Annotated in this window: 17 protein-coding genes, 1 pseudogene and 1 riboswitch; of the genes and pseudogenes, 3 read left to right on the top strand and 15 right to left on the bottom strand. The window is 52.5% G+C overall.

Annotated elements, in window-relative coordinates; all coding sequences use genetic code 11:
- Window positions 1-17 precede the first annotated feature (17 nt).
- The 9 genes and pseudogenes from GN107_RS02090 to GN107_RS02050 all read right to left on the bottom strand — a co-directional run bounded on the left by GN107_RS02090 (window position 18) and on the right by GN107_RS02050 (window position 10,422).
- Entirely contained in the window at window positions 18-1,073 is a 1,056-nt protein-coding gene (locus tag GN107_RS02090; RefSeq protein ID WP_155285886.1) for a SepM family pheromone-processing serine protease, read from the bottom strand.
- Window positions 1,057-1,563 carry a pantetheine-phosphate adenylyltransferase gene (gene coaD / locus GN107_RS02085; RefSeq protein ID WP_196246224.1) on the bottom strand — a complete coding sequence of 169 codons (507 nt, stop codon included), beginning with the start codon at window positions 1,561-1,563 and terminating at the stop codon, window positions 1,057-1,059. The genes GN107_RS02090 and coaD overlap by 17 nt, the downstream gene beginning before the upstream one ends.
- Window positions 1,563-2,126 carry a 16S rRNA (guanine(966)-N(2))-methyltransferase RsmD gene (gene rsmD, locus GN107_RS02080; protein ID WP_269057681.1) on the bottom strand — a complete coding sequence of 188 codons (564 nt, stop codon included), beginning with the start codon at window positions 2,124-2,126 and terminating at the stop codon, window positions 1,563-1,565. The genes coaD and rsmD overlap by 1 nt, the downstream gene beginning before the upstream one ends.
- A gap of 117 nt (window positions 2,127-2,243) precedes the next feature.
- Window positions 2,244-2,480: pseudogene (locus GN107_RS02075) on the bottom strand (YlbG family protein); the annotation flags it as partial.
- 10 nt (window positions 2,481-2,490) lie between these two features.
- Window positions 2,491-5,916, bottom strand: coding sequence for a pyruvate carboxylase (locus tag GN107_RS02070; protein WP_155285889.1), 3,426 nt, complete (start codon window positions 5,914-5,916; stop codon window positions 2,491-2,493).
- 2 nt (window positions 5,917-5,918) lie between these two features.
- Window positions 5,919-7,106, bottom strand: coding sequence for an FtsW/RodA/SpoVE family cell cycle protein (locus tag GN107_RS02065; protein WP_155285890.1), 1,188 nt, complete (start codon window positions 7,104-7,106; stop codon window positions 5,919-5,921).
- A 175-nt stretch (window positions 7,107-7,281) separates the two neighbouring features.
- A complete protein-coding gene (gene typA / locus GN107_RS02060; protein WP_155285891.1) occupies window positions 7,282-9,129 on the bottom strand; it encodes a translational GTPase TypA in 1,848 nt (615 codons plus the stop codon).
- 160 nt (window positions 9,130-9,289) lie between these two features.
- On the bottom strand, window positions 9,290-9,568 hold the full coding sequence (locus GN107_RS02055) for a UPF0223 family protein (RefSeq protein ID WP_155285892.1): 279 nt from the start codon (window positions 9,566-9,568) through the stop codon (window positions 9,290-9,292).
- A gap of 92 nt (window positions 9,569-9,660) precedes the next feature.
- Window positions 9,661-10,422: a P-type ATPase actuator domain-containing protein gene (locus GN107_RS02050; RefSeq protein WP_155285893.1), complete on the bottom strand. Its 762-nt coding sequence runs from the start codon at window positions 10,420-10,422 to the stop codon at window positions 9,661-9,663.
- A 239-nt stretch (window positions 10,423-10,661) separates the two neighbouring features.
- A riboswitch (M-box (ykoK) riboswitch) is annotated at window positions 10,662-10,826 on the bottom strand.
- Window positions 10,827-10,944: 118 nt separating this feature from the next.
- Between GN107_RS02050 and def the strand changes: the two genes are divergently transcribed.
- Window positions 10,945-11,499, top strand: a complete 555-nt coding sequence (gene def, locus GN107_RS02045; protein WP_155285894.1) for a peptide deformylase — start codon at window positions 10,945-10,947, stop codon at window positions 11,497-11,499.
- An 85-nt stretch (window positions 11,500-11,584) separates the two neighbouring features.
- On the opposite strand, the gene GN107_RS02040 is transcribed toward def, so the two are convergent.
- The gene (locus GN107_RS02040; RefSeq protein ID WP_155285895.1) at window positions 11,585-12,010 is read right to left on the bottom strand and encodes a hypothetical protein; all 426 of its coding nucleotides are present in this window, start codon (window positions 12,008-12,010) and stop codon (window positions 11,585-11,587) included.
- Between the two features lie 191 nt (window positions 12,011-12,201).
- Between GN107_RS02040 and GN107_RS02035 the strand changes: the two genes are divergently transcribed.
- Window positions 12,202-12,414 (top strand): DNA-directed RNA polymerase subunit epsilon, encoded by a 213-nt coding sequence (locus tag GN107_RS02035; RefSeq protein WP_155285896.1) that lies wholly within the window; start codon window positions 12,202-12,204, stop codon window positions 12,412-12,414.
- Between the two features lie 3 nt (window positions 12,415-12,417).
- Window positions 12,418-14,100, top strand: a complete 1,683-nt coding sequence (gene rnjA, locus GN107_RS02030) for a ribonuclease J1 (RefSeq protein WP_155285897.1) — start codon at window positions 12,418-12,420, stop codon at window positions 14,098-14,100.
- 81 nt (window positions 14,101-14,181) lie between these two features.
- Here rnjA and GN107_RS02025 read toward each other — a convergent pair whose 3' ends face one another.
- The 5 genes from GN107_RS02025 to GN107_RS02005 all read right to left on the bottom strand — a co-directional run bounded on the left by GN107_RS02025 (window position 14,182) and on the right by GN107_RS02005 (window position 22,104).
- A complete protein-coding gene (locus GN107_RS02025; RefSeq protein WP_155285898.1) occupies window positions 14,182-15,396 on the bottom strand; it encodes a GNAT family N-acetyltransferase in 1,215 nt (404 codons plus the stop codon).
- Window positions 15,397-15,399: 3 nt separating this feature from the next.
- Complete coding sequence (gene recD2 / locus GN107_RS02020; RefSeq protein WP_371863472.1) at window positions 15,400-17,895, bottom strand: SF1B family DNA helicase RecD2; 2,496 nt, start codon at window positions 17,893-17,895, stop codon at window positions 15,400-15,402.
- Window positions 17,879-18,559, bottom strand: coding sequence for a tetratricopeptide repeat protein (locus tag GN107_RS02015; protein ID WP_155285900.1), 681 nt, complete (start codon window positions 18,557-18,559; stop codon window positions 17,879-17,881). The genes recD2 and GN107_RS02015 overlap by 17 nt, the downstream gene beginning before the upstream one ends.
- 9 nt (window positions 18,560-18,568) lie before the next feature.
- Window positions 18,569-19,237 carry a histidine phosphatase family protein gene (locus GN107_RS02010; RefSeq protein WP_155285901.1) on the bottom strand — a complete coding sequence of 223 codons (669 nt, stop codon included), beginning with the start codon at window positions 19,235-19,237 and terminating at the stop codon, window positions 18,569-18,571.
- Between the two features lie 140 nt (window positions 19,238-19,377).
- On the bottom strand, window positions 19,378-22,104 hold the full coding sequence (locus tag GN107_RS02005; protein ID WP_155285902.1) for an HAD-IC family P-type ATPase: 2,727 nt from the start codon (window positions 22,102-22,104) through the stop codon (window positions 19,378-19,380).
- Window positions 22,105-22,114: the final 10 nt, after the last annotated feature.

Genomic DNA, 22,114 nt, shown 5'->3' with positions numbered 1-22,114 from the left:
TTCGCAGTTGATTAGCTTTAGTGCCACTGCAAGTACTTGATGGCCTCATTCAAGCTGTGGACGGGGATGATCTTCATCTTGCTGCCCATTTTCTTAGCAGTACTTTGGGCCTCAACGTAATTATTGACGTAGCTGGGGTCCTCACGCTTGAGTTCCTTCGTTGCAGGGACGTCAGGAGCGAAGAAAATGGTCGCGCCAGCTTTGGAAGCGGCATAAACCTTCTTGTCGATCCCACCGATCACCCCAACGTTACCCTTGTTATCAATGGTGCCAGTACCAGCAATGGTCCGACCGCGCCGTAGATTCTTGCCGCTCACCTGATCATATGTTTCGAGGGCAAACATGAGCCCCGCACTTGGCCCACCGATACTGCCGGCATTGATGCGCACTTTGGGTTTGGTGACAACGCTAGTGTGATCCGTCAGCGTAATGCCTAAACCGGCCCGCTTGGTCCCAGGCAGATGAATGAGCTTATTGGTGCTATTTTGCGTTTTGCCCCTGTGTGTATAGGTAATGGTGACTGGTGTGCCCGCAGGGAAACGTTTCAGGGCGTCAATGTATTGCTGTGCTTCATCGTAATGCCGCCCGTTGATTGCGGTAACGGTGTCACCAAGTTGCAGCTCCCCCTTAAAGTTGGAGTGCGCCATGATCGACATCACGTAAATGCCCTGATACTTGATCTGCACTGGTAAGCTAGCAGCCTTAAACGCGGCAACCACTGCGGAATTAGCGGCGCTCTTAATGTAATAATTCTGCAGTTCATCGTATTCCGCCGAGGTTGAACTGCCCATTAGTTCGTTCTTGGTCAAAGTTTCAGAGAAGGGCTGTAGTTGCCCCCAAATGAGCATGGCTGGCGACGCGGGGCCGAGCACGCCGACCGTCATTAGCCGGTAGCTTCCCTTGTCATTATCCCGCGTCCCCTCTACCTTGACGAACTTGCTGATGCGGTCCGCCCCACCAGGAATTTCAAGATAATACTTGGTTGGCATGAGAAAAAAGATTCCCAGCGCTAACACGACAATAGTACCAATCAGCCAATTACGGCGGTGCCTATTACTAAAGACTCGTTTCATGCGCACCTCCAAATTTTGCTTCCAGAGCCCGCGCTACTCCGGCGGGAACAAAGTCACTGAGGTCACCGCCAAACGAAGCGATTTCCTTCACCACGCTGGACGATATTCCAACCTCACTGCCCCGCGCCGGCAGAAGAATCGTCGTTATCTCTGGTGCCATTTTTGCATTAGCGTGGGCGATCTCCGTTTCAAATGTATAATCACTCGCATTTCGCAACCCCCGCACGATATACTGCGCCCCCAGCTCGCGGGCCAGATCAACGGTTAACGCCGCGGCGTGTGCCTGCACGTGCACGTTAGGCAAGCCCACAAGACAATCCTCAATTAGGGCCACGCGCTCGGCAGGCGTGAAGAGGGCCCGCTTGTTAGTGTTGGTCATAACGGCAACGATGAGGTCATCAAAGAGCCCTGCTGCCCGCCTAACAGTTTCCAAATGGCCATTAGTAAAGGGGTCAAAACTACCCGGAAAGATGGCTACCTTGCGCATAATTATGCCTCCCGCCGTAAAATTACCACCTGCGCAACTGCATACGTCTGCCGCCGCAGGATTGCGTAACCGGGAATCGTTTCTGGATATTCCAGCTCGATGCCCGTTTCAATCAGTAGGCGCCCGCCTGGTTTGATAATGCCCTGACTGGCAAATTCTTCCAGCTGGGCAAGCACCTTCTGCTGCGCATATGGCGGATCCATCATAATCAAATCAAATTGAGTCCCCTGCGCGCCAAAATTGCTAATTGCCCGCGCAACTGGTTCCTTCAGCACGGTGAACCGGTCCTCAGCCTTGGTCAGGGCGACATTTTCCTTGATCGTCTTAACCGCAGCATACGCCGAATCAACCAGTGTCGCGTGGTCCATTCCCCGCGAAACAGCCTCGATCCCAAGGCCACCTGTCCCGGCGTACAAATCAAGCGCATTCCCGCCATCAAAATACGGGCCGATCATGTTAAACATTGACTCTTTAACCTTATCCGCTGTTGGCCGGGTCGTTGCCCCCGGGACCATGGCGAGCCGGCGCCCGCGAAAATCACCACTAATTACCCGCATGTTCTTAATTTCCTCCTGAAAACGCAGTTGGGCCGTGATCCCTAGTGGACCCGGCCCAGCGCGTTTAGTTATTCCGCAGATCCGCCCGACGAATTATAATTCTTCATCCGCCGCAGACTTCTGCGAATAGCTCGTTGCCAAATCAGGACGCGCTGACGGCTGCACATCCTTCACAAAGCGTAACTTTTTCAGCTTCGCCATGGTGGCCGTAACATCATCCTCATCGACATACAAAAGCACGTACTTCATGTGCTTTGAAGCATAAATGATACTCCCATAATGTCGCAACTGCTTTAGTTGCCGCAGGGAGTACACCCACACGTATAGCCCCCGCCGTTTCGTCAGGGTCTGTTGTTCTCCCACTATTTATCACCTATTTTTCAATACTTGCTAACAGTTCATTCGCCACAACTAGCGCCCCGGCTTCAACGTAAACTCGCTTAACGGTACCGCTGGTTTGCGCGTGGACGGTCGTTTCCATCTTCATGGCTTCCGAGACGAAGAGCGCATCACCCTTCTCAACGTGTTGGCCTGGCTTAACGGCAACCGTTACGACCCGGCCGGCCATTGGGGCACCAACTTGGCTGCTGTTGCCAGGTTCGGCCAACTGGTGGGCACCACTTGAATGCTTACTGGTGGTATCCTGAATCTCGATTTCTCGTTTCTGCCCGTTGACGGTGAAGTAAACGTTGCGCAGGCCGGTTGCATCAGCCGGACTGATTGTGTCAAGCCGAATGACATAAGTGCGCCCGGAAGAAACAGTCACGTTGATCTGCTCGCCGATCCGCATTCCTTGGAAGTAAGTTGGCGTGTCGAGGTGAGTAACCGGTCCGTATTTAGCTTGATTCTGCGCGTACTTTTTGAAGACATCTGGATAAAGCACCGCGGCCAGCACGTCCCGCTTAGTAGGGTCAACAACTCCATCGGCTTCAAGCTGCTTCTTGACCGCCGCAAAATCAACTGGGGCCAATTCCTTACCCGGCCGTTCCGTGAGCGGCTGTTCGCCCTTGAGGACGAGGGCCTGCAACTGCTTCGGGAACCCAAACGGTGGCTGGCCCAGTTCGCCGCGGAAGAAATTCCGAACGGACTCGGGAAAATCAAGTTCCGCCCCCCGCGCCAAAACGTCAGCAGCACTCAAATCATTCTGAACCATAAACAGGGCCATGTCACCGACAACCTTGGAACTCGGCGTTACCTTGATGATATCGCCAAACAGGTCGTTGACTTCGCTGTATTTTGCCAAAACCAAATTGAAGTCCTTGACGCCCATGCTCTGGGCCTGCTGCTGCAGGTTGCTGTACTGGCCGCCCGGCATTTCAACATCATAGATCTGGGTCAGGGGCCCGGAAACATGATTTGCAAATCCTTCGTAGTACGGCCGGATCTCTTGGAAGTAGTCGTTGACCTTTTCGGCAGCCGCAATGTCCAGACTTGGCTGGCGCTTATTGCCGCTCATTGCATGGTAAAGACTCTCCATGCTTGGCTGGCTAGTTGTTGACGCGAATGATGACTGCGCGACATCAACGATATCAACGCCGGCATCAGCAGCGGCCATGTATGTGGCAACCCCAGTTCCTGTCGTATCATGCGTGTGCAGGTGCACTGGTACCGTGACGGCATCCTTCAGGGCACTGATCAGTACGCGCGCCGCACCCGGCGTCAGCAGCGCCGCCATATCCTTAACGGCAATCATGTCCGCACCGGCGTCTTCAAGTTGCTTGGCAAGGTTGACGTAGTACTGAAGGCTGTACTTTGGGTGTGCATCACTCAGGATGTCACCGGTGTAGCAAATGGTGGCTTCAGCGATTTTGCCCGTTTCCTTGACCGCATCAATACTTGGCAAGAGCTGCGGCAGCCAGTTCAGACTGTCAAAAATCCGGAAAACATCGATCCCAGTCTTGGCAGCTTCGCGGATGAACTCCTTGATGACGTTGTCCGGATAATTCTTGTAGCCAACCGCGTTACTACCACGGAAGAGCATCTGGAACAAGGTGTTCGGCATCGCTTTGCGCAACTTGGCTAGACGTTTCCACGGGTCTTCGTTCAGGAAGCGGTAAGCAACATCGAAGGTCGCCCCACCCCACATTTCAGCAGAGAACAGTTGCGGTAAGCCGTTACCATAATCCTGCGCGACCCGAAGCATGTCTTCACTCCGCATCCGCGTTGCGAACAAGCTCTGGTGGGCATCCCGGAACGTGGTGTCCGTTAGCAGCAACTTATCCTGCTGGCGGACCCAATCAGTCACCGCCTTACTGCCGCCATCCTTGAGCATGGCGACCAAGTTGGGCGTGGCGGTCGTCGCGTGAATTTTGCCTGGCTGGTAATCAAGCTCGGGGTAAACTTGTGGTTTGTGTGGATCTTTGCCCTGGAAACCGTTAATGGTAACGTCACTGATATAGGTCAAGAGGTTGTTCGACAAGCTGACTGGCTTCTTGAATGCAAATAATTCCGGGGTGTTGTCGATGAACCGTGTTTCCGCCTGGCCGCTCTTAAACACAGGGTGATCAATAACAGTTTCAAGGAACGGTAAGTTAGTTTTGACACCAATAATCTTAAATTCGTGCAAAACACGTTCCATCTTGGCGCACGCGGAGGCAAAAGTCTGCGCATAAGTTCCCACTTTAACAAGCAATGAATCGAAGAACGGTGTGACCACGGCTCCGGCATATGCATTACCGACATCGAGCCGGACCCCCAAACCACCTGGTGAGCGGTAAGTCCGAATGGTTCCGGTGTCGGGCATGAAGTTGTTACTAGGGTCTTCAGTGGTGATCCGGCACTGAATTGCAGCGCCCCGGAAGGTCATTTGTTCCTGCTGTGGCCATTTAAGGTCGGTAAACAAGTCAGCACCAGCTGCAACCTGCAACTGCGCCTGCACGATGTCCAAGCCGGTGATGGCCTCGGTAACCGTGTGTTCAACTTGGACCCGCGGGTTAACTTCCATGAAGTAGAACTGACCCTTTTCAACCAAGAACTCAACGGTCCCGGCGTTTTCGTAGTGCATTGCGGCCATAAACTTCGCGGCGGCGGCACAGATTTGTTCCCGCAGCTTAAGATCCAGGCCCACCGCTGGTGCGATTTCAATCATCTTCTGGTTCCGGCGCTGGACGGAACAATCCCGCTCAAACATGTGCACGAGGTGACCGTGACTGTCCCCCATGACCTGGACTTCGACGTGCTTAGCGTGTTCAATGTAGCGTTCGATGTACATGTGGTCGTCGCCGAAACTGCTCATGGCTTCGTTACGCGCTAATGGATATTCACGGTCCAGTTCAGCTTGCGTGTGCACGATCCGCATTCCGCGGCCACCACCGCCACTAGCAGATTTGAGCATCAGTGGAAAGCCATACTTGTCAGCAAAAGCCTGAATCTCCGCAAAATCTCTGGTTGGCTCGGGCGTACCCGGAACGGTTTGGAGGCCGTTCTTTTGCGCAGCCACCTTCGCGGCAACCTTATCACCAAAGGTCCGCAGCAGTTCGGTGCTCGGGCCGACAAACGTCAGGCCAGCAGCCCGCACCTTCGCGGCAAAATCAGCGTTTTCACTTAAAAGGCCGTAACCAGGGTGAATGGCATCAGCGCCGCTCATTTTGGCGATCCGAATGATGTCATCAATATCCAGATAAGCTTCGATCGGACCTTTCCCGGCACCGACCTGGTAACTCTCCTGCGCCTTGAAGCGGTGAATAGACAGTTCGTCCTCCTTGGAATAAATGCCAACTGTCTTTAGACCTAATTCTTCACAAGCACGGAAAATGCGAATCGCGATTTCACCACGATTGGCAACAAGTACTTTGTGCATCTTTATTTGCTCCCTTCAATTTCACGCTGGTGCTTTTCACGTGCGGACACGTTCAGCACTAGTCCGATTGATACGGACAGGACCAGTAAACTACTACCACCATAACTAATAAATGGTAAGGTCACCCCGGTGATGGGTAACACACCCACCACCGCACCGACATTAAACAACGTCTGGGCAAACAACATCATTGCAATGCCGTACATCAATAGAGTGTGGTACGCGCTGCGGGCACGAATCCCGATCAGGATAATTCGCCAGATCAGGAAAAATAGCATTCCCACCACGGTAATCGCCCCGATAATCCCCAACTCTTCAGTGATGACAGACAGAATGAAGTCGGTATATGGTTCCGGCAAATACCCCAATTTGATGGTTCCGTTACCGAGCCCAACACCGAACAAACCGCCATGACTGATGGCATACAGCGAGTTAACAAGTTGTTTGCCCTCTGCTGCTTCAAGCTTGAATGGGTGCAAAACCGCTAACAGGCGCCGCCCTTGATACCATTTAGCGATAAAGCCTGAGAAACGCGTCACCAATAGGTAGTATGCCCCACCAATAAAACCGCCGCCAAGGGCAATCGTAATCAACGATGTTCGGAGCGGAAAGCCACTCGCAATAAACATGACCGCCATGATCAAGAGCAAAATCGCCATGCCCCCGGTATCCGGCTGGAGCAGTACCAAGACGATGATAAACAGGACCACAGATAGCGGTTGCCGCAGATTACGAACCGTGCCCACAAAGTTGTAGGTACCGATCACTTTTTCCCGGGCGGCCAAGATGTGTGCGAGGTACATAATCACAACGATTTTAGCAATTTCAGACGGCTGGATGTTAAACGGCCCAACCGGGATCCACGCACTGGCACCGTTGATTGCACTACTGGGATCAATGTGGCCCTTCACAATCAGGTACATGAGGAGGCCAATCGTGACGATTAGCATGACAAACAGTAGCCGTGGGTTGCGCCAATGCTTCATTTTGAAGAAGAAGGTAAAAGCAACTAGGAGGAAACCCAACACAACAAAAATCGACTGCCGGATCAGGTAAGTGGTTGGCGCTTGACCAGTGGTTAGCTGTATGTATTCGCCACTCGCTGAATACACCATAATGACACTGAACACACACAAGATGGCGTAGGGAACGAGGACGAAATAATCAATGTGGCGCAATTTCCAGCTCAAGCAAATCGTCCCTTTCGACATGATAATTACGGACTATTATAACATAGCTTACCCGGCAGCCTGAAAACTGGAGCTGAGAATGCGCAGAATTGTTACTAATTGTTCGGCATTAGCCGGCGCCAACACGGCCACTAACCACAAAAAAAGGACAGGTCAATTGACCTGTCCTTTTTGCTTAACCCTTGTTTGTAGTTGCCTTACGACGCTTGTCAGCCTTCTGCCGTTCGCCGGTGTTCAGAATCTTCTTCCGCAGACGAATGTGCTTAGGAGTTACTTCACAGTACTCGTCTTCGTTCAAGAATTCAATGGCGCTCTCAAGAGTCATCTGCTTAGGAGTCTTGATTGCGGCAGCGTGGTCCTTACCAGCAGCACGAGTGTTAGTCAGGTTCTTACCCTTGGTAACGTTGATAGCAATATCAGTGTCCCGTGAGTTCTGACCAACGATCATCCCTTCGTAGACTTCGGTCCCAGCGTCGATGAAGAGCGTACCCCGATCTTCAACGTTCTGCAGGGAGTAAGTTGTTGCGGTGCCGGCGTTGATGGAAATCAGCGCACCGTTTGTCCGGCCTGGCTGCCAGTTCTTGATAACTGGAGCGTACTTTTCAAAGGTGTGGTTCATGATCCCGTAACCACCAGTGCTTGAAAGGAACTCAGTAGAGTAACCGATCAAACCACGCGAAGGAGCGAGGAAGGTCAAACGAGTTTGGCCGTTCCCTTCGTTCTCCATGTTCTGCATTTCGGCCTTACGCTGTGACATAGCATCGATAATGCTACCAGTGTACTGTTCAGGCGTATCGATCTGCACGGTTTCAAATGGTTCGCAGAGCTTGCCATCAATTTCACGGTAAATAACCTGAGGACTGCCAAGCTGCAGTTCGTAGTCTTCACGACGCAATTCTTCAACCAAGATGGACAAGTGCAGTTCACCACGGCCTGAAACAATCCACTGACCAGCCTTGTCGGTGTCTTCAACGCGCAGAGAAACATCAGTTTCGAGCTGCTGCTTCAGACGAGCCTCAAGCTTACGGGCGGTAACGTTCTTGCCTTCCCGACCAGCAAAAGGACTGTCGTTCTGGACGAACAGCATCTTCAAGGTAGGTGGATCGATCCGCAGAATTGGTAATGCTTCCTGATGGTCGGTAGGGGTAACGGTTTCCCCAACGTAGATGTCTTCCATCCCGGAAACAGCAATCAAATCTCCGGCGCGAGCTTCATTGATTTCAATCCGCTTCAAACCAAGGAAACCAAAGAGCTTGGTAACACGGAAGTTCTTGGCTTCCCCACCAATCTTCAGAACGGAAACCTGGTCCCCGACCTTGATCTTGCCCCGGAAAACCCGGCCAATACCGATCCGGCCGAGGTAATCGTTGTAATCAAGCATGGCAACTTGGAACTGCAAAGGTTCGTCAGAGTTGTCAACTGGTGCTGGGATTGTCTTGATGATGGTGTCGAACAGAGGCTTCATGGTGTGCTTCTGAGTGGCAACGTCTTCGTCAAGACTGCTGGTCCCGTTGATAGCTGAAGCATATACAATTGGGAACTCAAGCTGGTCATCGTCCGCGCCAAGTTCGATGAAGAGTTCAAGCACTTCATCAACAACTTCTTCAGGACGAGCACCAGGACGGTCAATCTTGTTGATAACAACGATTGGGGTCAAGTGCTGCTCAAGAGCCTTCTTAAGAACAAAGCGAGTCTGAGGCATTGTGCCTTCAAATGCGTCGACGACAAGCAGAACCCCGTCAACCATCTTCATAATCCGCTCAACTTCACCACCGAAGTCAGCGTGCCCTGGTGTGTCCAGGATGTTGATGGTGGTGTCTCCGTACTTAACAGCGGTGTTCTTACTCAGAATGGTGATACCGCGTTCCTTTTCGATTGGGTTGGTGTCCATGGCCCGGTCACCAATCTGTGTGTGTGCATCCAGCGTGTCGGATTGCTTAAGCATTTCGTTAACCAATGTAGTCTTACCATGGTCAACGTGGGCAATGATAGCAATATTCCGAATGTCGTCGCGTCTTTTCAAGTGTAGTCTTCCTCTCAGCTTTACATATTCTTAAATCGTGATTTGCGCAGCCTCAAAGATAGACTGCCACATACAAACAAGAAGTATAGCACAGCAAGCGGCTAAAGGTCCACTTACTGAAAACAATACTCATAATTCTTTGGAAATTTTCAGACACGGGTCACGGTCTAAGCTTCACGCGCCGCCCTGAGCTCGACCTGGCCGCCTTAACGGCCTGGTAGGTCGAATAACCAGACCCTTCCGCAAATGCGCGATCATACTGCCGCTCGCTGCCCTTATCCGGGACCACTTCCTTGAAAGCGGCATAGGCGGCAAGTAAATTGTCCTTATCGACTCCGTGTTCATAAGCTTCCTCAACCTGCTGATAGAAAGTAACTACCGCGATTTTCTCGGCTTCAGTCCATTCAAGTTCGATTGGATATTCATAATTGGGCTTCATTCATAAACCTTTCTGTAACTAGCAGCAAAAGAGCCGGCGTCCGTTGACTCCAGCATTTTCACTGCCACTTTTGCCTAATTCGCTAACTAAATTCACGAGACAGGTCCTTGATTATACCTAAAGGCAATCTCGCGGCTACGTATTCGCAGCCAGCCATCGTTGATCTGACGAGCGGTGCAACGAGCCAAAATGTCACTAGCCTGCCGAGCCGTACTCCGAACAACGCCGTTTTCTAAGCGCTGCAATGCAACCGTGAGGGTTACGAGCCCCGCCTTGGCGTGCGCTAATGCAGCAACTAACACCATTGTGAGCAGTTCTTTAAGACTGAACACATTGCCTTGGACGCAAACATCCTTAACGATCTGCCGGTCACAAGCAATGGCACGCACGGTCGCGATTTCATCACTAAGAACCCGCATGCCTGCATTGGCACTGCAAGCACTGTTTTCTTTGCCCCAAGCCACTACGGTCACGGGGTTTACAAAATCAACATCGACGGGCAGAACTGCTCCCGCCTTAACAACAATCGAATCACCAACAACCAAGTCGCTGACGCGCAGAATTTTGAGCATTCCTGCACGAACAACCGTTACCGACTGCTGCCCGTTGGCAATCAAGGCCCGTAGACTCTTGAGCTCACGCGCAATCAGGGCATAACCCACGATCAGCACAACTCCGAGTAGAGCGGCAAGCACGTAACTAACGCGCAGCAATTCCATTTCCAGGCCAACAAAACCTAGAATAACTGGAACTGCGAAGCTCAGAATACGGATGTGTGCTGTCTGGTCTGCAGCTTGGACGCGGGATTGACTTACCTTGTAGCGGCTCAAACCGCTATTTGTAAATTTCAACATCGCTATTTCCTCCGTATGGACCCTGGAGGAAGTGACGCGGACCACCTACCGCAATTTGCGGCTAGGAATTATTAGTCAAAATAAGAGAGGCGGTACAACGTCACGACTTTCAGAGTCAGTGCTGTCCGGTCTACTACCTGGCTTATCATCATGTTTCATGGTACCACCTCCCTAATCTCCTAATTTTAACGGCGTCCGCGGTTAGACAAAAAATGGTGCACACTGATTGAGTGTGCACCTGAGCATCCCAATCGTTTAGCTTTAGCACTATACACCTAGTGGCCTTTACCACAGCTACATTAGAAAAAGCCTTATCGGCAGTTCCGCTTGACTCAATTGGCATCTCTCGATGTTTCTGAGCAGTAGCGTTGTATATATAGGAGCCTCACCTAACGGAAAGCGCCGAAATCTTCGTAATTTAATTATAGCTTGTTGCCGGAGTCGCTGTCAAGGAACCCTTTTGTCGCATTGGCGAAGGTGTGCTATTCTTATGCTAGCTAATAAAATCGGGAGGTAACTAACTTGTTTTTAATGAAAGATATCGTGCGTGATCCTAACCCCGTTTTGCGCGCAACTGCTAAACCAGTGGAGTTTCCACTGTCCGAGGAAAACAAACAACTCGCCCACGACTTGATGGAATACTTGATTATCAGTCAGGACGAGGAACAGAACAAAATCTACAAACTGCGCCCCGGCGTTGGTCTCGCGGCACCACAAGTTGGTAAAAGCCTCTCCATGACTGCTGTGCTCATCCCCGATGAAAACAATGACATTTACATGCAAGAAGTGCTCATCAACCCGCGGGTCGTCAGTCACTCAGTTCAAAGCGCTGCTCTAAGCGAGGGTGAAGGGTGCCTCTCCGTTGACATGGAGCACCACGGTTACGTCCAGCGCCATGACCGCATTACCATCACCTACCAAACTCTCGACGGCAGTAAACACAAAAAGCGGCTCAAGAACTACCCCGCAATTGTTTGCCAACACGAAATCGACCACCTAAACGGAATTCTGTTCTACGATCACATCAACAAGGACAATCCATTCACCATGGACGAGGATGGCATCTTGCTCGGTTAATTTTTTAAACTATTTGAACACGCTACGTAAGAAGGGCCGGTGCAGATTGCACCGGCCCCTCTTTACGTTTATCGATAATTTTGGCCTAAGAATTATGTTCCTTGATGCGCGCGAGATCTTCTAGGTACTTACGCGTATTGTCGTTCACTAAGAGTGCAACGTCGACGTGGAGCACTTTGGGGTCACGCTGATAAGAATCAGTGATGACCATCTCAGGCTGGGCATTTCTGTTTAAATTCTTTTCAAGTAGTTTCAGCGTCGGTGCCTGGGCCGCATCCAGAGCGTAACTAAGCAACGCAATGTGGTGCCCCCAGACATTTTCAACTGCCGAGCCCTGCAAACTACCATTATATTGACACAAACTGAGCGCGGCATTCATCCGTGCATCGGCAATTGCAGTCCATGCTTGGTACTCCCGTTCAATGCGCCCGCGACGCAGGGCAATCAGCACCCCAAGGCCGACTGCGAGCACAAACACGAGGATAATAATCCCGATTTGCCATGTTGGCATTTACTGGCCCCCACTTTCTTCGCTTATCTAACTCCATTATGCCACATTAAGCGGCCATTGCGTATTAGCCAAGGACCGCGTCATATGCTACACTATTACTAAAGTTTGGCCATTTGCCAACATTGTGCGGGCATAAACAACAAGAACCCTTCTAATAGGGATTTATTTGTGTATTCGAAAGGAGCAACAACATGATTTATAAAGTACTATTCCAACCAACTAAAGATGAAAACCCCGTCCGCGAGCGGACCCAGTCCATCTACATTGAAGCCGACTCTTCAATTGCTGCACGCGCGGCAGTTGAAGAAAAGACACCCTACAACATCGAACTAATTCAGGAGTTAACCGGAGACTTCCTGGAGTACGAGAAAAAGTCCGACGATTTCCATATTACGGAGCTATAGTCTATGAAGCTCAACATAAAAGATAACGAAGTTGCTGCCTTCGCCGTTGGTGGCCTTGGCGAAATCGGCAAGAATATGTACGGCGTGCAGTATCAGGATGAAATCATCATTATTGATGCCGGAATCAAGTTCCCCGAGGATGACCTGCTCGGAATTGATTACGTCATCTCCGACTATTCATACCTGAAGCAACACGCGGACATGATTAAAGCCCTGGTCATCACTCACGGCCATGAAGATCACATTGGCGGAATCCCTTACCTGCTGAAAGAACTGCCTGACGTTCCCGTCTACGCTCCCCCACTGGCTGCAGCCCTCATTCGCGGCAAGCTGGAGGAACACGGAATCTTGCGCTCGACCACACTGAACGAAATCGGTGAGGACGACGAGCTCAAGTTCGGTAAAGTCAGCGTCAGTTTCTTCCGCACGACCCACAGTATTCCGGATACTCTGGGTATTGCCGTGCACACACCAGTCGGCGTCATTGTTCAGACCGGTGACTTTAAGTTTGACTTGACACCAGTTGGCAACCAGCCGGCACCTAACCTGCAACGGATGGCTAAACTCGGATCAGAAGGTGTCTTGCTCCTCATGTCCGACAGTACGAACGCCGAAATTCCAAACTTCACTAAGTCTGAACGTTTCGTCGGTCATTCGATTCGCCACATTTTTGAAGGTATTCAGGGCCGCATCATTTTTGCCACCTTTGCCTCCAACATCTCGCGGATTGCCCAAGCCGCCGAAGTGGCTATGAAGAACGGTCGCAAAATTGCGGTGTTCGGCCGCTCGATGGAAACTGCGATTGTTAATGGTCGCGAACTCGGCTACTTAAACATCCCCGACGATGTGCTCGTTGACGCGCACGAACTTAACCACCTGCCTGCCGACAAGGTCATGATTCTCTGTACCGGTTCGCAGGGTGAACCAATGGCAGCCTTATCCCGGATTGCTAACGGAACCCACCGGCAGATTACCATCCAGCCTGGGGACACGGTCGTTTTCTCCAGCAACCCAATTCCTGGTAACACCACTAGCGTTAACGAAGTGATCAACCAGCTCGAAGCTGCCGGGGCCGATGTCATTCACGGCAAAGTCAACAACGTCCACACTTCTGGTCATGGTGGCCAGGAAGAGCAGAAGTTGATGCTCCGGCTGATGAAGCCTAAGTTCTTCATGCCTTGCCACGGTGAGTACCGGATGCAAAAGGTCCACGCTGGACTCGCCGCAGCCTGCGACGTGCCTAAGGACAACATCTTCATCATGGAAAATGGTGATGTGCTGGCCATGACTAAGGATTCGGCGCGGCGTGCCGGTCACTTCCCTGCTGGCGATGTTTACGTCGACGGTAGCGGTGTTGGGGACATCGGTAACGCGGTTATCCGCGACCGGCGCCTGCTTTCCGAAGAAGGACTGGTTGTTGTCGTTGCCACCATCAACATGCAAAAGCACACCGTCTTGGCTGGTCCTGACCTGCTATCCCGGGGCTTTGTCTACATGCGTGAATCTGGCGAACTGATCAACCAAGCCCAGCGGCGCGTTTACCGCACCATCAAGCGGACCTTCACCGAAAACAAGAAGACCTCTGAGGCCATGCTGAAGGAAGCAATCAGCGACAGTCTGAGTGACTTCTTATTTGAGAAGACCGAGCGGCGGCCAATTATCATCCCAATGCTCATCACCCTGTAATTAATAAAACTGAAGCAAACGAAATAAGGCTCCTGACAAATTGTCAGGAGCCTTATTTTGTAATCTAATCGCTGGTCACTCTCAAAAATAATCGGAGAAGTAAGGTTCATCGACCGGAATCAGGTTTTCCAAGTTGCGAATTGCCCGCGGGCTAGCCTGGATCCGTTCAATTTTGGCCAAGTAGGACGGCCGGCGGTAACTCATCAGCATGGTAGTCAGCGTCTGAATGTCGAGCGCAACTTCTTCACCAATCGGGTCGTGCGAGATTTCGAGTTCACCATCATCGACCCACTGCACACCGAAGATACCATTGTTCCATTCGGCCATGGGATCGGTCACCTTGAAGTGGAACGGGGTCCCCTGCTCTGCAAATGGGTACTGCCGCAAAAACTCGAACACGTCAACAATGCGGGCCATGTAGTAAGGCTTGATGGTCTGCTTGATATCCCCATCATCCAACAAGAAATGGAGCGGTTCATTCTTGTAGATGTTGCCCCGCACATGTTCAACCATGGAAAAGTGGGCGGCAATAAAGTTCCAGAGCGCGATGCGGGCCTCTTGGGTGATGTAAACCATTTCCTTGATGTGGAAAACTTCGTTGGCAATCCAGTACAGCACAAAACCCTGCGGTACATCATTTTCGTCGTACCAAACTCCCGCGACGCGTTCCTCTTCGTTCTCCCAGCGCCAGTATTCATCCCAATTCAACTGATTACGCAACATTGCCCCGTGGGTCTTGCGTGCGAAGCGGTTGTAGGTGTTGATTACGTCAGGATCATCGATTTCCAGCCGTTCAACGTGACCGGGCAAGTTCTGCTGCTTCGGTAGTTGCGTGTCCTTTACATCAAAAGTCAGGTGGTCGGACATGATCTCCCACCCCTTCTTCCGGTAAAACGGAATGCTGTACGGGTAGAGGTAAGAAATCCACTGGCGGTTGTCGCGCATTTTCTGCAGCGCAATTTTGATCAAATCGTGCATCAGCCCGTGCCCGGCGTATTCGGGATAGGTCCCGACCCCGGTCACACCACCCATTTTATATGGCACACCGTGAATGTTGACCCGACATGGGTAAACGGCAACCTGGCTCACGAGCTCTTCCCCATTGAACCAGCCGACCACATCAGCCTTCTTCAGTACCGGCCGCTTATCGCGTTCAAGCTCGCCCTCTTCGTAACCAGACTCCTCAACCTCTTTGGCGGTGACCTGGAAAACATAGCTCAGTAAATCGTTGAACTGATCGAGGTAGGCCGTCGTCACCGGACGGATCTCCAATTGTTTGCGAATGTCGTCAGCCATCGCTTAGGCTCCTTCCATCACGTTGTTAGGCGTGATTCCGTGCATCCCAATCATGGGATCCACGCTAGCTTCAGTTATCATCTTCATCGTCAAAATCATTGGTCCGGAATTTTGCGGTGCAGCGGGTACCGGACTCACTTCATTGCTTGTAGATGTTGTTGCGCTACTAACCGCAACATCTGCTTCAGCGTTAGACGTAGTTGCCGCAGCAGCGCTCTGATCGGCGGCAGGTATTTCAGCACTGTCCGCCGCATCATCGTCAGCGAGCGAAAAGGCATCCCGCAGACGCCGCCGTAAACCTGTCTTGCGGTTAGCGGCGAGCGTCTGGGCAGCAAGTTCGAACGCTGCTGGTTCCCCAATCAGAATGAGGAAACGCTTGGCGCGAGTAATGGCCGTGTAGACTAGGTTCCGTTGCAACATGCGCCGGCTCTGCATGGTGAGCGGCAAGATGACCATGTCGAACTCACTCCCCTGCGCCTTGTGAATGCTGGTGGCATAGGCCAAGGTGATTTTGCTCCACTCGGCCCGCGGATAAGTGATCTCGTTACCGTCAAAATCTAGGGTTAAACTGTCACCCTTTCCGCGCTCGCCAATCGTAATACCCGTGACCAAGCCAATTTCACCATTATAAACGTTTTTGTCGGGATTGTTGACCAGTTGCAACACCTTATCGCCGATGCGGTAGACACAATTCCCCGCGTCCACCTGCTTGCGGTGTTTTTCACCCAGTGGGTTAAAGATATCTTGCATCAAGGGGTTCAAGCGGTCAACCCCAGCAACGCCCCGGTACATCGGGGCCAGGACTTGCACCGCCATGGGGTCGAAGCCCCGCCGAACCGCGGCCGCGGCAACTTGGCCCACCGCGTCTGGTACTTGATTGGGCTGACAAGCAACAAAGCTCCGGTCGGCATGCTTGGCCAGCAAGTCATCTGGCAACTTGCCTTCATTCACAGCGTGGGCGAGCGGAACAATCGACGAATCGCTATCCTGCCGGTGGATGTGGGTCAGCTCGACTGCAGGTAAGGCCCCGCTAGCCAGCATGTCCGCAAACACCTGACCCGGGCCAACAGATGGCAGTTGATCTTTATCCCCAACAAAAATCAGCGTGATGCCAGGGTGCACCGCATCGAGCAAAATCCGCATCAGGTAAGTGTCAACCATTGACACCTCATCAATGACGAGCAAACCGTCGGGCAAATCTCGCGTCTCATAATCCGCTTGATCAACTCCCAGTCCCAGGAGCCGGTGAATGGTGCTGGCCGGCAGACCAGTTGTCTCGGTCATCCGCTTGGCGGCCCGCCCGGTTGGCGCTGCCAGCATGATTGGAAACACCTCGCCGCTTTTGTAGCGGTTTGGGTCCAAGTCGATGTCATTCAACTCGGCGTATGCGTGCACAACGGCATTGATAATCGTCGTTTTTCCGGTTCCCGGGCCCCCAGTTAAGAGGAAAATCCGGTGGCTGAGTGCACCCGTGATTGCCGCACGCTGGGTGTCATCATATTCAATGTCCTGATGCTTTTCAACCAGGCGAATAGTCTTCTCCAGCTTGTCCTTAGAAACAGGCTGTTCGTGGGCCGCGGCTTCAAGTGCGGCGAGGTGACTGCCAATCTGCCACTCAGCGTCATACAAGCGCTTGGCAAAAATGTGCCCATCTTGAAGCACCACCTTGCGTTGCTCCACCTGCGTTTTGAGCACGGCGAGCAGCGCATCATCCCCAGCAATCTTGCCGGCGTGATCCCCGAGCAACTGCCGCACCGCCGGAAACGCAGCTTGAGCATCGACGTAGGTATCGCCGTCGTTTTCACTGGCATCGATCAGCACCATCTGCAGGGCTCCAGCGAGGCGCTCAGGTGAGTCTGCTGCCAACCCTAGCTGCTGGGCAATGCCGTCAGCGGTCTTGAAACCGATGCCGTCAATATCTTCCACCAATTGGTAAGGATTTTTCTTCAGGATATCCAAACTATCTTCGTGGTACTGGGCATAAATTTTGGCAGCGATGTTCCCGGACAGGCCGAAACCGTTGAGACCAATGACCACCTGCTCCATCCCCAGGTTTTCCTTCAGGGCTGCAATTAGTGTGGCGGCACGGTCTGGCTTGATGCCGACCTGATCGAGCACCTTGGGGTCGTGCATGATTTCATCGACGGCGTTTAAACCGAGCACATCAACGATTTTTTCCGCCGTCTTCTTACCGATCCCGGGGAAACGATTGCTAGCTAAATAGCCAATCAGTCCGTCCCGACTAGTTGGTTGCTCACTGCGATAACTTTCCGCATTGAATTGCATGCCGTACTTTGGATGACTGACGAGACCGCCGGTGAAGGTGTAGGTCTCGTCCTCCTTGATATCACCGAAACTGCCCTTAACCACAATTTCGTCTTCGGTCCAAGTTAAGGTCGTCGCCTTGATTTTGACCAGCATGATTTTGAAAAGGTCGTTCGGGCTACTAAAGAAGACGCTCTTCACGACCCCTGTGACGGTATCACTTGCCATCGGTATCACCAGCGGCATCCTTGTGCTGCTCATTCATGAACGCGAGCAGCTCCCGAGCGCGCTTGTACGCGTCCGGATCAGCATCCTTGGCTGCGTCCAGATACTTGCTACCATCCTCACCAAGAGCCCCAAGTACCATGCCGTAAGCGACCAGCACCTGCCCGGAACCATGTTTGACCAGCGGCTGCAACATCCTTTTGGCTTCCGCAAACGCCCCACTCGCCATGAGCAGGTTGGCAGTCAGAATCGTTGCGTCTTCAGCCTGCGGATTCAGGTCGTGCGCGGTCATCGCAAAAGCAAGTGCCCGCAGCGGTTCCTCGAGTCCTTGATAACTCAGCGCCACCATGTAGTTGGCATCACCGCGCAGTGACTTTTTAGTATCGGGACCCGTGATTGGCAATAAGCGGGCGAGTGCGTCCTTGTATTCGCCTTGCTGGTAAGCCAAAAGTCCCCAGTTATAGCGTAGTTCTGGCTGTTCATGAAACAGACCGAGGGCTTTATCGAGCAACTCGGCGGCTTGATCGTAATCGCGCATGTTGATGAGCATCGCGCTGAGCACAGCGTAGGGATGGTAGTCGTGCGGATGCGCATCGACTTCGGCAACGGCCGCAGAAATTGCCTTCTGCTTGTCGCCATTGTTAAACTCATCAATGATGTCAGTCTTGCTCATACTCCACCTCTAAATCGTATCTGTTGCGTCCCGCTTACCCGGCAGATAGTGCGTATCGTTCCATTGCACCAACTCATAGGGCAGCTCGTTATCTGTGGTCTGCAAAATGGACAGGCTACTGTTGGTAAGTCCGCCATCCTTGCGTAGCTCTGCAATCGGTGTGCCTACTAAGTGCTGAATCAGTGCTGCCAGTGAGGCGCCGTGACCCACAAACAGCAAATCAGCCGTCCCCGTTTCGTCAGCCGCAACGGCCTCCTGAATTGCCGGTGTCATCCGGTCCAAAAGCTGCGGGAAACTTTCGCCGTGCAAAATCTTCGGGTCGTAATCAGCCGGAGCGTAGCGAAAGGCGTGTAACTGTTCCGGATATTTCGCCTCAACGGCCTTGAAAGTCTGCCCCTCCATGAGGCCGAGGTTAAACTCACGCAGTGCCGGCATTACCGTCAAGGGAACACTTGGATCAAGCGCGTTCAGGAGCTCTTTTGCAGTCGTCCGCGTCCGTTTCAGAGGACTAACGTAGGCGTGGGCAAAATGGATGTCCTGCTGCTTCAAATACGCGGCTAGCGCCTTGATCTGTACATAGCTCTCCGGCAGCAAGGGTGAATCCCCATTTGCGCCCTGATAGCGGCCAGCCAAATTCCATTCAGTTTTCCCGTGACGAACAAAAAATAAACGTGTCAATGTGTTTCCTCCTACTTCATAAGGATAATTATCCCATGCCGCCAGACAAAAACAAGACACAAAGCGCCGGATTAGCGGCATTTGTGTCTTGTTTGGCACTATTTATCAGTTGGCGGATATAATCTGCGAATAGTATTCGCTTACATCTTGCCGCGACTACTTGCACGCTGGTACAAAGCGCGCCGGCCGAACTTGATTGCCTCGGTAACGATGAGGACGATCAACCCAGCAATCGTCGGAATAACCCAACCGTTGAAGAAACCAACGGAGGTCGTGTGGAAGATGTCGTGCATGAACGGCAAGTAGATGATCCCGCATTGCAAAACCAGCAAAATACCGATGATGTAGAAGGCCATCTTGTTCTGGAAGAAGTACTTCGAGATGACGGGGTGGCTGTTGCGCAGGTTGAACAGGTAGAAAATTTTGCCAAAAATAATCACCTGCAGCGTAACGGTACTGCCGACCACATTGGCGACACCGTGTCCGGTCAGGAAATCGTAGATAAAGATCCCCAGCCCGGCAATCAGGACGGCCACGTAGGCAATTTCAAAGCCGTGCCACTTGGTCAAGATCCCCTCGTTGATGTTCCGCGGTCCCCGGGTCATAATGCCACTTTCCGGTGGTTCGAAAATGAAGGCAAACTGAATTGTCAGCGCGGACACCATGTTGATCCAGAGCAACTGGGTCGGGAATAGTGGTAACTCCTGGCGCATTGCAATGCTCATGACCACAACAAGCCCTTCAGCAAAACTGGTTGGGAGCAGGTAACGGATAGTTTTACGAATGTTGTCAAAGACGTGCCGGCCTTCACGCACGGACTCAAGAATCGTGGTGAAGTTATCATCAGCGAGCACCATATCGGCAGCACCTTTGGCCACCTCGGTCCCCTTGATCCCCATCGCGACCCCAATATCGGCCTGCTTCAAAGCTGGGGCGTCATTGACCCCGTCACCCGTCATTGAGACAACGTGGCCGACCCGCTGCTGGGATTGCACGATCCGCAGCTTGTCTTCAGGCGTTGCCCGGGCAAACACGGTGTAACGGTCGATCACCTTATCCAGGTCCTCGTCACTCAGCTTCTCCAGCTCGGGACCGGTAATGGCCTCGACGTGTTCGCCTAAGTTCAGTTGCTCGGCGATGGCGCTGGCGGTCCGGGGGTCATCCCCAGTGATCATTTTGACTTTCACACCGGCGACCCGCAATTCGGAAACCGCGTGGGCAACTTCTGGACGCGGCGGGTCAATGATCCCGACCAGCCCAATGAAGTGGAAATCAGCACCAATGTCGTCCTGGACGATTGCGGTGGCGTCAGCAGCGACTGGCTGGTAGCCGAGGGCCACGATCCGCTTACCCTGCTTGGCAAGATCAGCGGTCACGCGTTCGACGTCAGCGCTGTCCACACTGCCCCCGTGCTCCTGCATGAGCCGCATCAAGGTCTGGGGTGCACCTTTGACCATCAGTACCCGCTGACCCTTAACGTCGGCCAAACGGGCTGAGTAACGGAAACGCGAGTCAAATGGCAGCGAGTCGATTTCGTCAACGTCAACGTCCTGCCCGCTAAGTTTGTGATACAACGCCGTCAAAGCGCCGTCAGTTGGTTCCCCGGTCAGGACCCACTGGCCGTCTTCCTCATGGAACTCAGCGTCAGAAGTCTGGCCGGCAATTGTGACCAGCCAGTTCAAGGCGTCGTTTTCCCGCCAATCAACCGCATTGCCGGCAGAATCCTGCACGCTACCGGTGGCATCGTAACCGACCCCACTAACAGTATAATTGTGGCCGGCAATGGCTATGTCCGTGACGGTCATTTCATTTTTAGTCAGGGTCCCAGTTTTGTCGGTGTTAACGATATCGACGGCACCCAGTGTCTCAACCGCCGGGAGCGTTTTGACGATGGCGTTCTTGTGCGTCAGCTTCCGGGTCCCCATTGCGAGGACCACAGAAGTGCTGGCAGGTAATCCTTCTGGCATTGAACCAACCACCATCGTGATGACCGCAATCGTCAGCGTTGGCAAGCTGTAGACCTTGGTAACCAGCCCCACAATAAATAGCAACACCGCAACGGCAATGATTGCAATCGACAGCTGCAGACCCAGCTGGTTCAGGTTACGAATCAACGGGGTCGGCTTGGCCTTGATGTTACCAACACTACGCTGGATGTGCCCGATTTCAGTGTCACCAGCAGTGGCCACAACGATCCCGGTCCCAGAACCCTGGGTCACAGCGGTGGAGGCAAAAACCATGTTGCTGCGTTCGGCCAGGGGAATCTCCGCTGCTGGCAGCGGCTCTTCCGTCTTCGTAACGGAGTTCGTCTCCCCAGTCAATATTGATTCCTGGACAGACATGTTGTCCGCGCTGATCAGGCGCATATCGGCGGGCACTGAATCACCAGCCTCTAGTTGCACGAGATCCCCGGGCACTAATTCACGTGAGTCCAGCTCAATTTTGGCGTCATCACGGTAAACGTAATTGCTGGCCACAAGCAGCTCGCTGATTTTGGCCAATGCGTTATCTGCTGATTCCTCTTGGAAATAACCAATGAAGGCGTTGGCAATGATAACTAAGGCAATAACTGCCGAGTCGGAGTAATGGTGCATAAAGAAAGTCAGCACCGCGGCCCCAAACAGGATGTAGTTAATGCTGTCGTTGAACTGCTTGACAAAGCGGAGCAGTTTAGACTGTTTCTTCGCTTTCAGTTCGTTACGTCCGTACTTTTTCTGGCGCTCCTTGGCCTCCTTGGCGGTCAAACCAGCATCAGTATCAGTTGCAAAACGCTTGCGCAGTTGCGCGGTTGTCAGTTGCCATAACGGCGGTCTAGCGGATGTGTTATCCGTGTCCGTTTGTTCAGGCTTCGGGTCAGAAGAATCCATCGAATCACAT

It is taken from the genome of Lacticaseibacillus zhaodongensis, from assembly GCF_009687905.1.
GTDB lineage: Bacteria > Bacillota > Bacilli > Lactobacillales > Lactobacillaceae > Lacticaseibacillus > Lacticaseibacillus zhaodongensis.
The sequence above is the reverse complement of the archived record's forward strand: the minus strand, read 5'-3'. Positions and strand labels throughout refer to the sequence as shown.

Excerpts from the sequence above, each read along its gene's own strand:
- GN107_RS02090 (WP_155285886.1), bottom strand. The coding sequence starts at position 1,073 with ATGAAACGAGTCTTTAGTAATAGGCACCGCCGTAATTGGCTGATTGGT.
- GN107_RS02070 (WP_155285889.1), bottom strand. The coding sequence starts at position 5,916 with ATGCACAAAGTACTTGTTGCCAATCGTGGTGAAATCGCGATTCGCATT.
- GN107_RS02055 (WP_155285892.1), bottom strand. The coding sequence starts at position 9,568 with ATGAAGCCCAATTATGAATATCCAATCGAACTTGAATGGACTGAAGCC.
- GN107_RS02050 (WP_155285893.1), bottom strand. The coding sequence starts at position 10,422 with ATGTTGAAATTTACAAATAGCGGTTTGAGCCGCTACAAGGTAAGTCAA.
- GN107_RS02040 (WP_155285895.1), bottom strand. The coding sequence starts at position 12,010 with ATGCCAACATGGCAAATCGGGATTATTATCCTCGTGTTTGTGCTCGCA.
- GN107_RS02035 (WP_155285896.1), top strand. The coding sequence starts at position 12,202 with ATGATTTATAAAGTACTATTCCAACCAACTAAAGATGAAAACCCCGTC.
- rnjA (WP_155285897.1), top strand. The coding sequence starts at position 12,418 with ATGAAGCTCAACATAAAAGATAACGAAGTTGCTGCCTTCGCCGTTGGT.
- GN107_RS02025 (WP_155285898.1), bottom strand. The coding sequence starts at position 15,396 with ATGGCTGACGACATTCGCAAACAATTGGAGATCCGTCCGGTGACGACG.
- GN107_RS02015 (WP_155285900.1), bottom strand. The coding sequence starts at position 18,559 with ATGAGCAAGACTGACATCATTGATGAGTTTAACAATGGCGACAAGCAG.
- GN107_RS02005 (WP_155285902.1), bottom strand. The coding sequence starts at position 22,104 with ATGGATTCTTCTGACCCGAAGCCTGAACAAACGGACACGGATAACACA.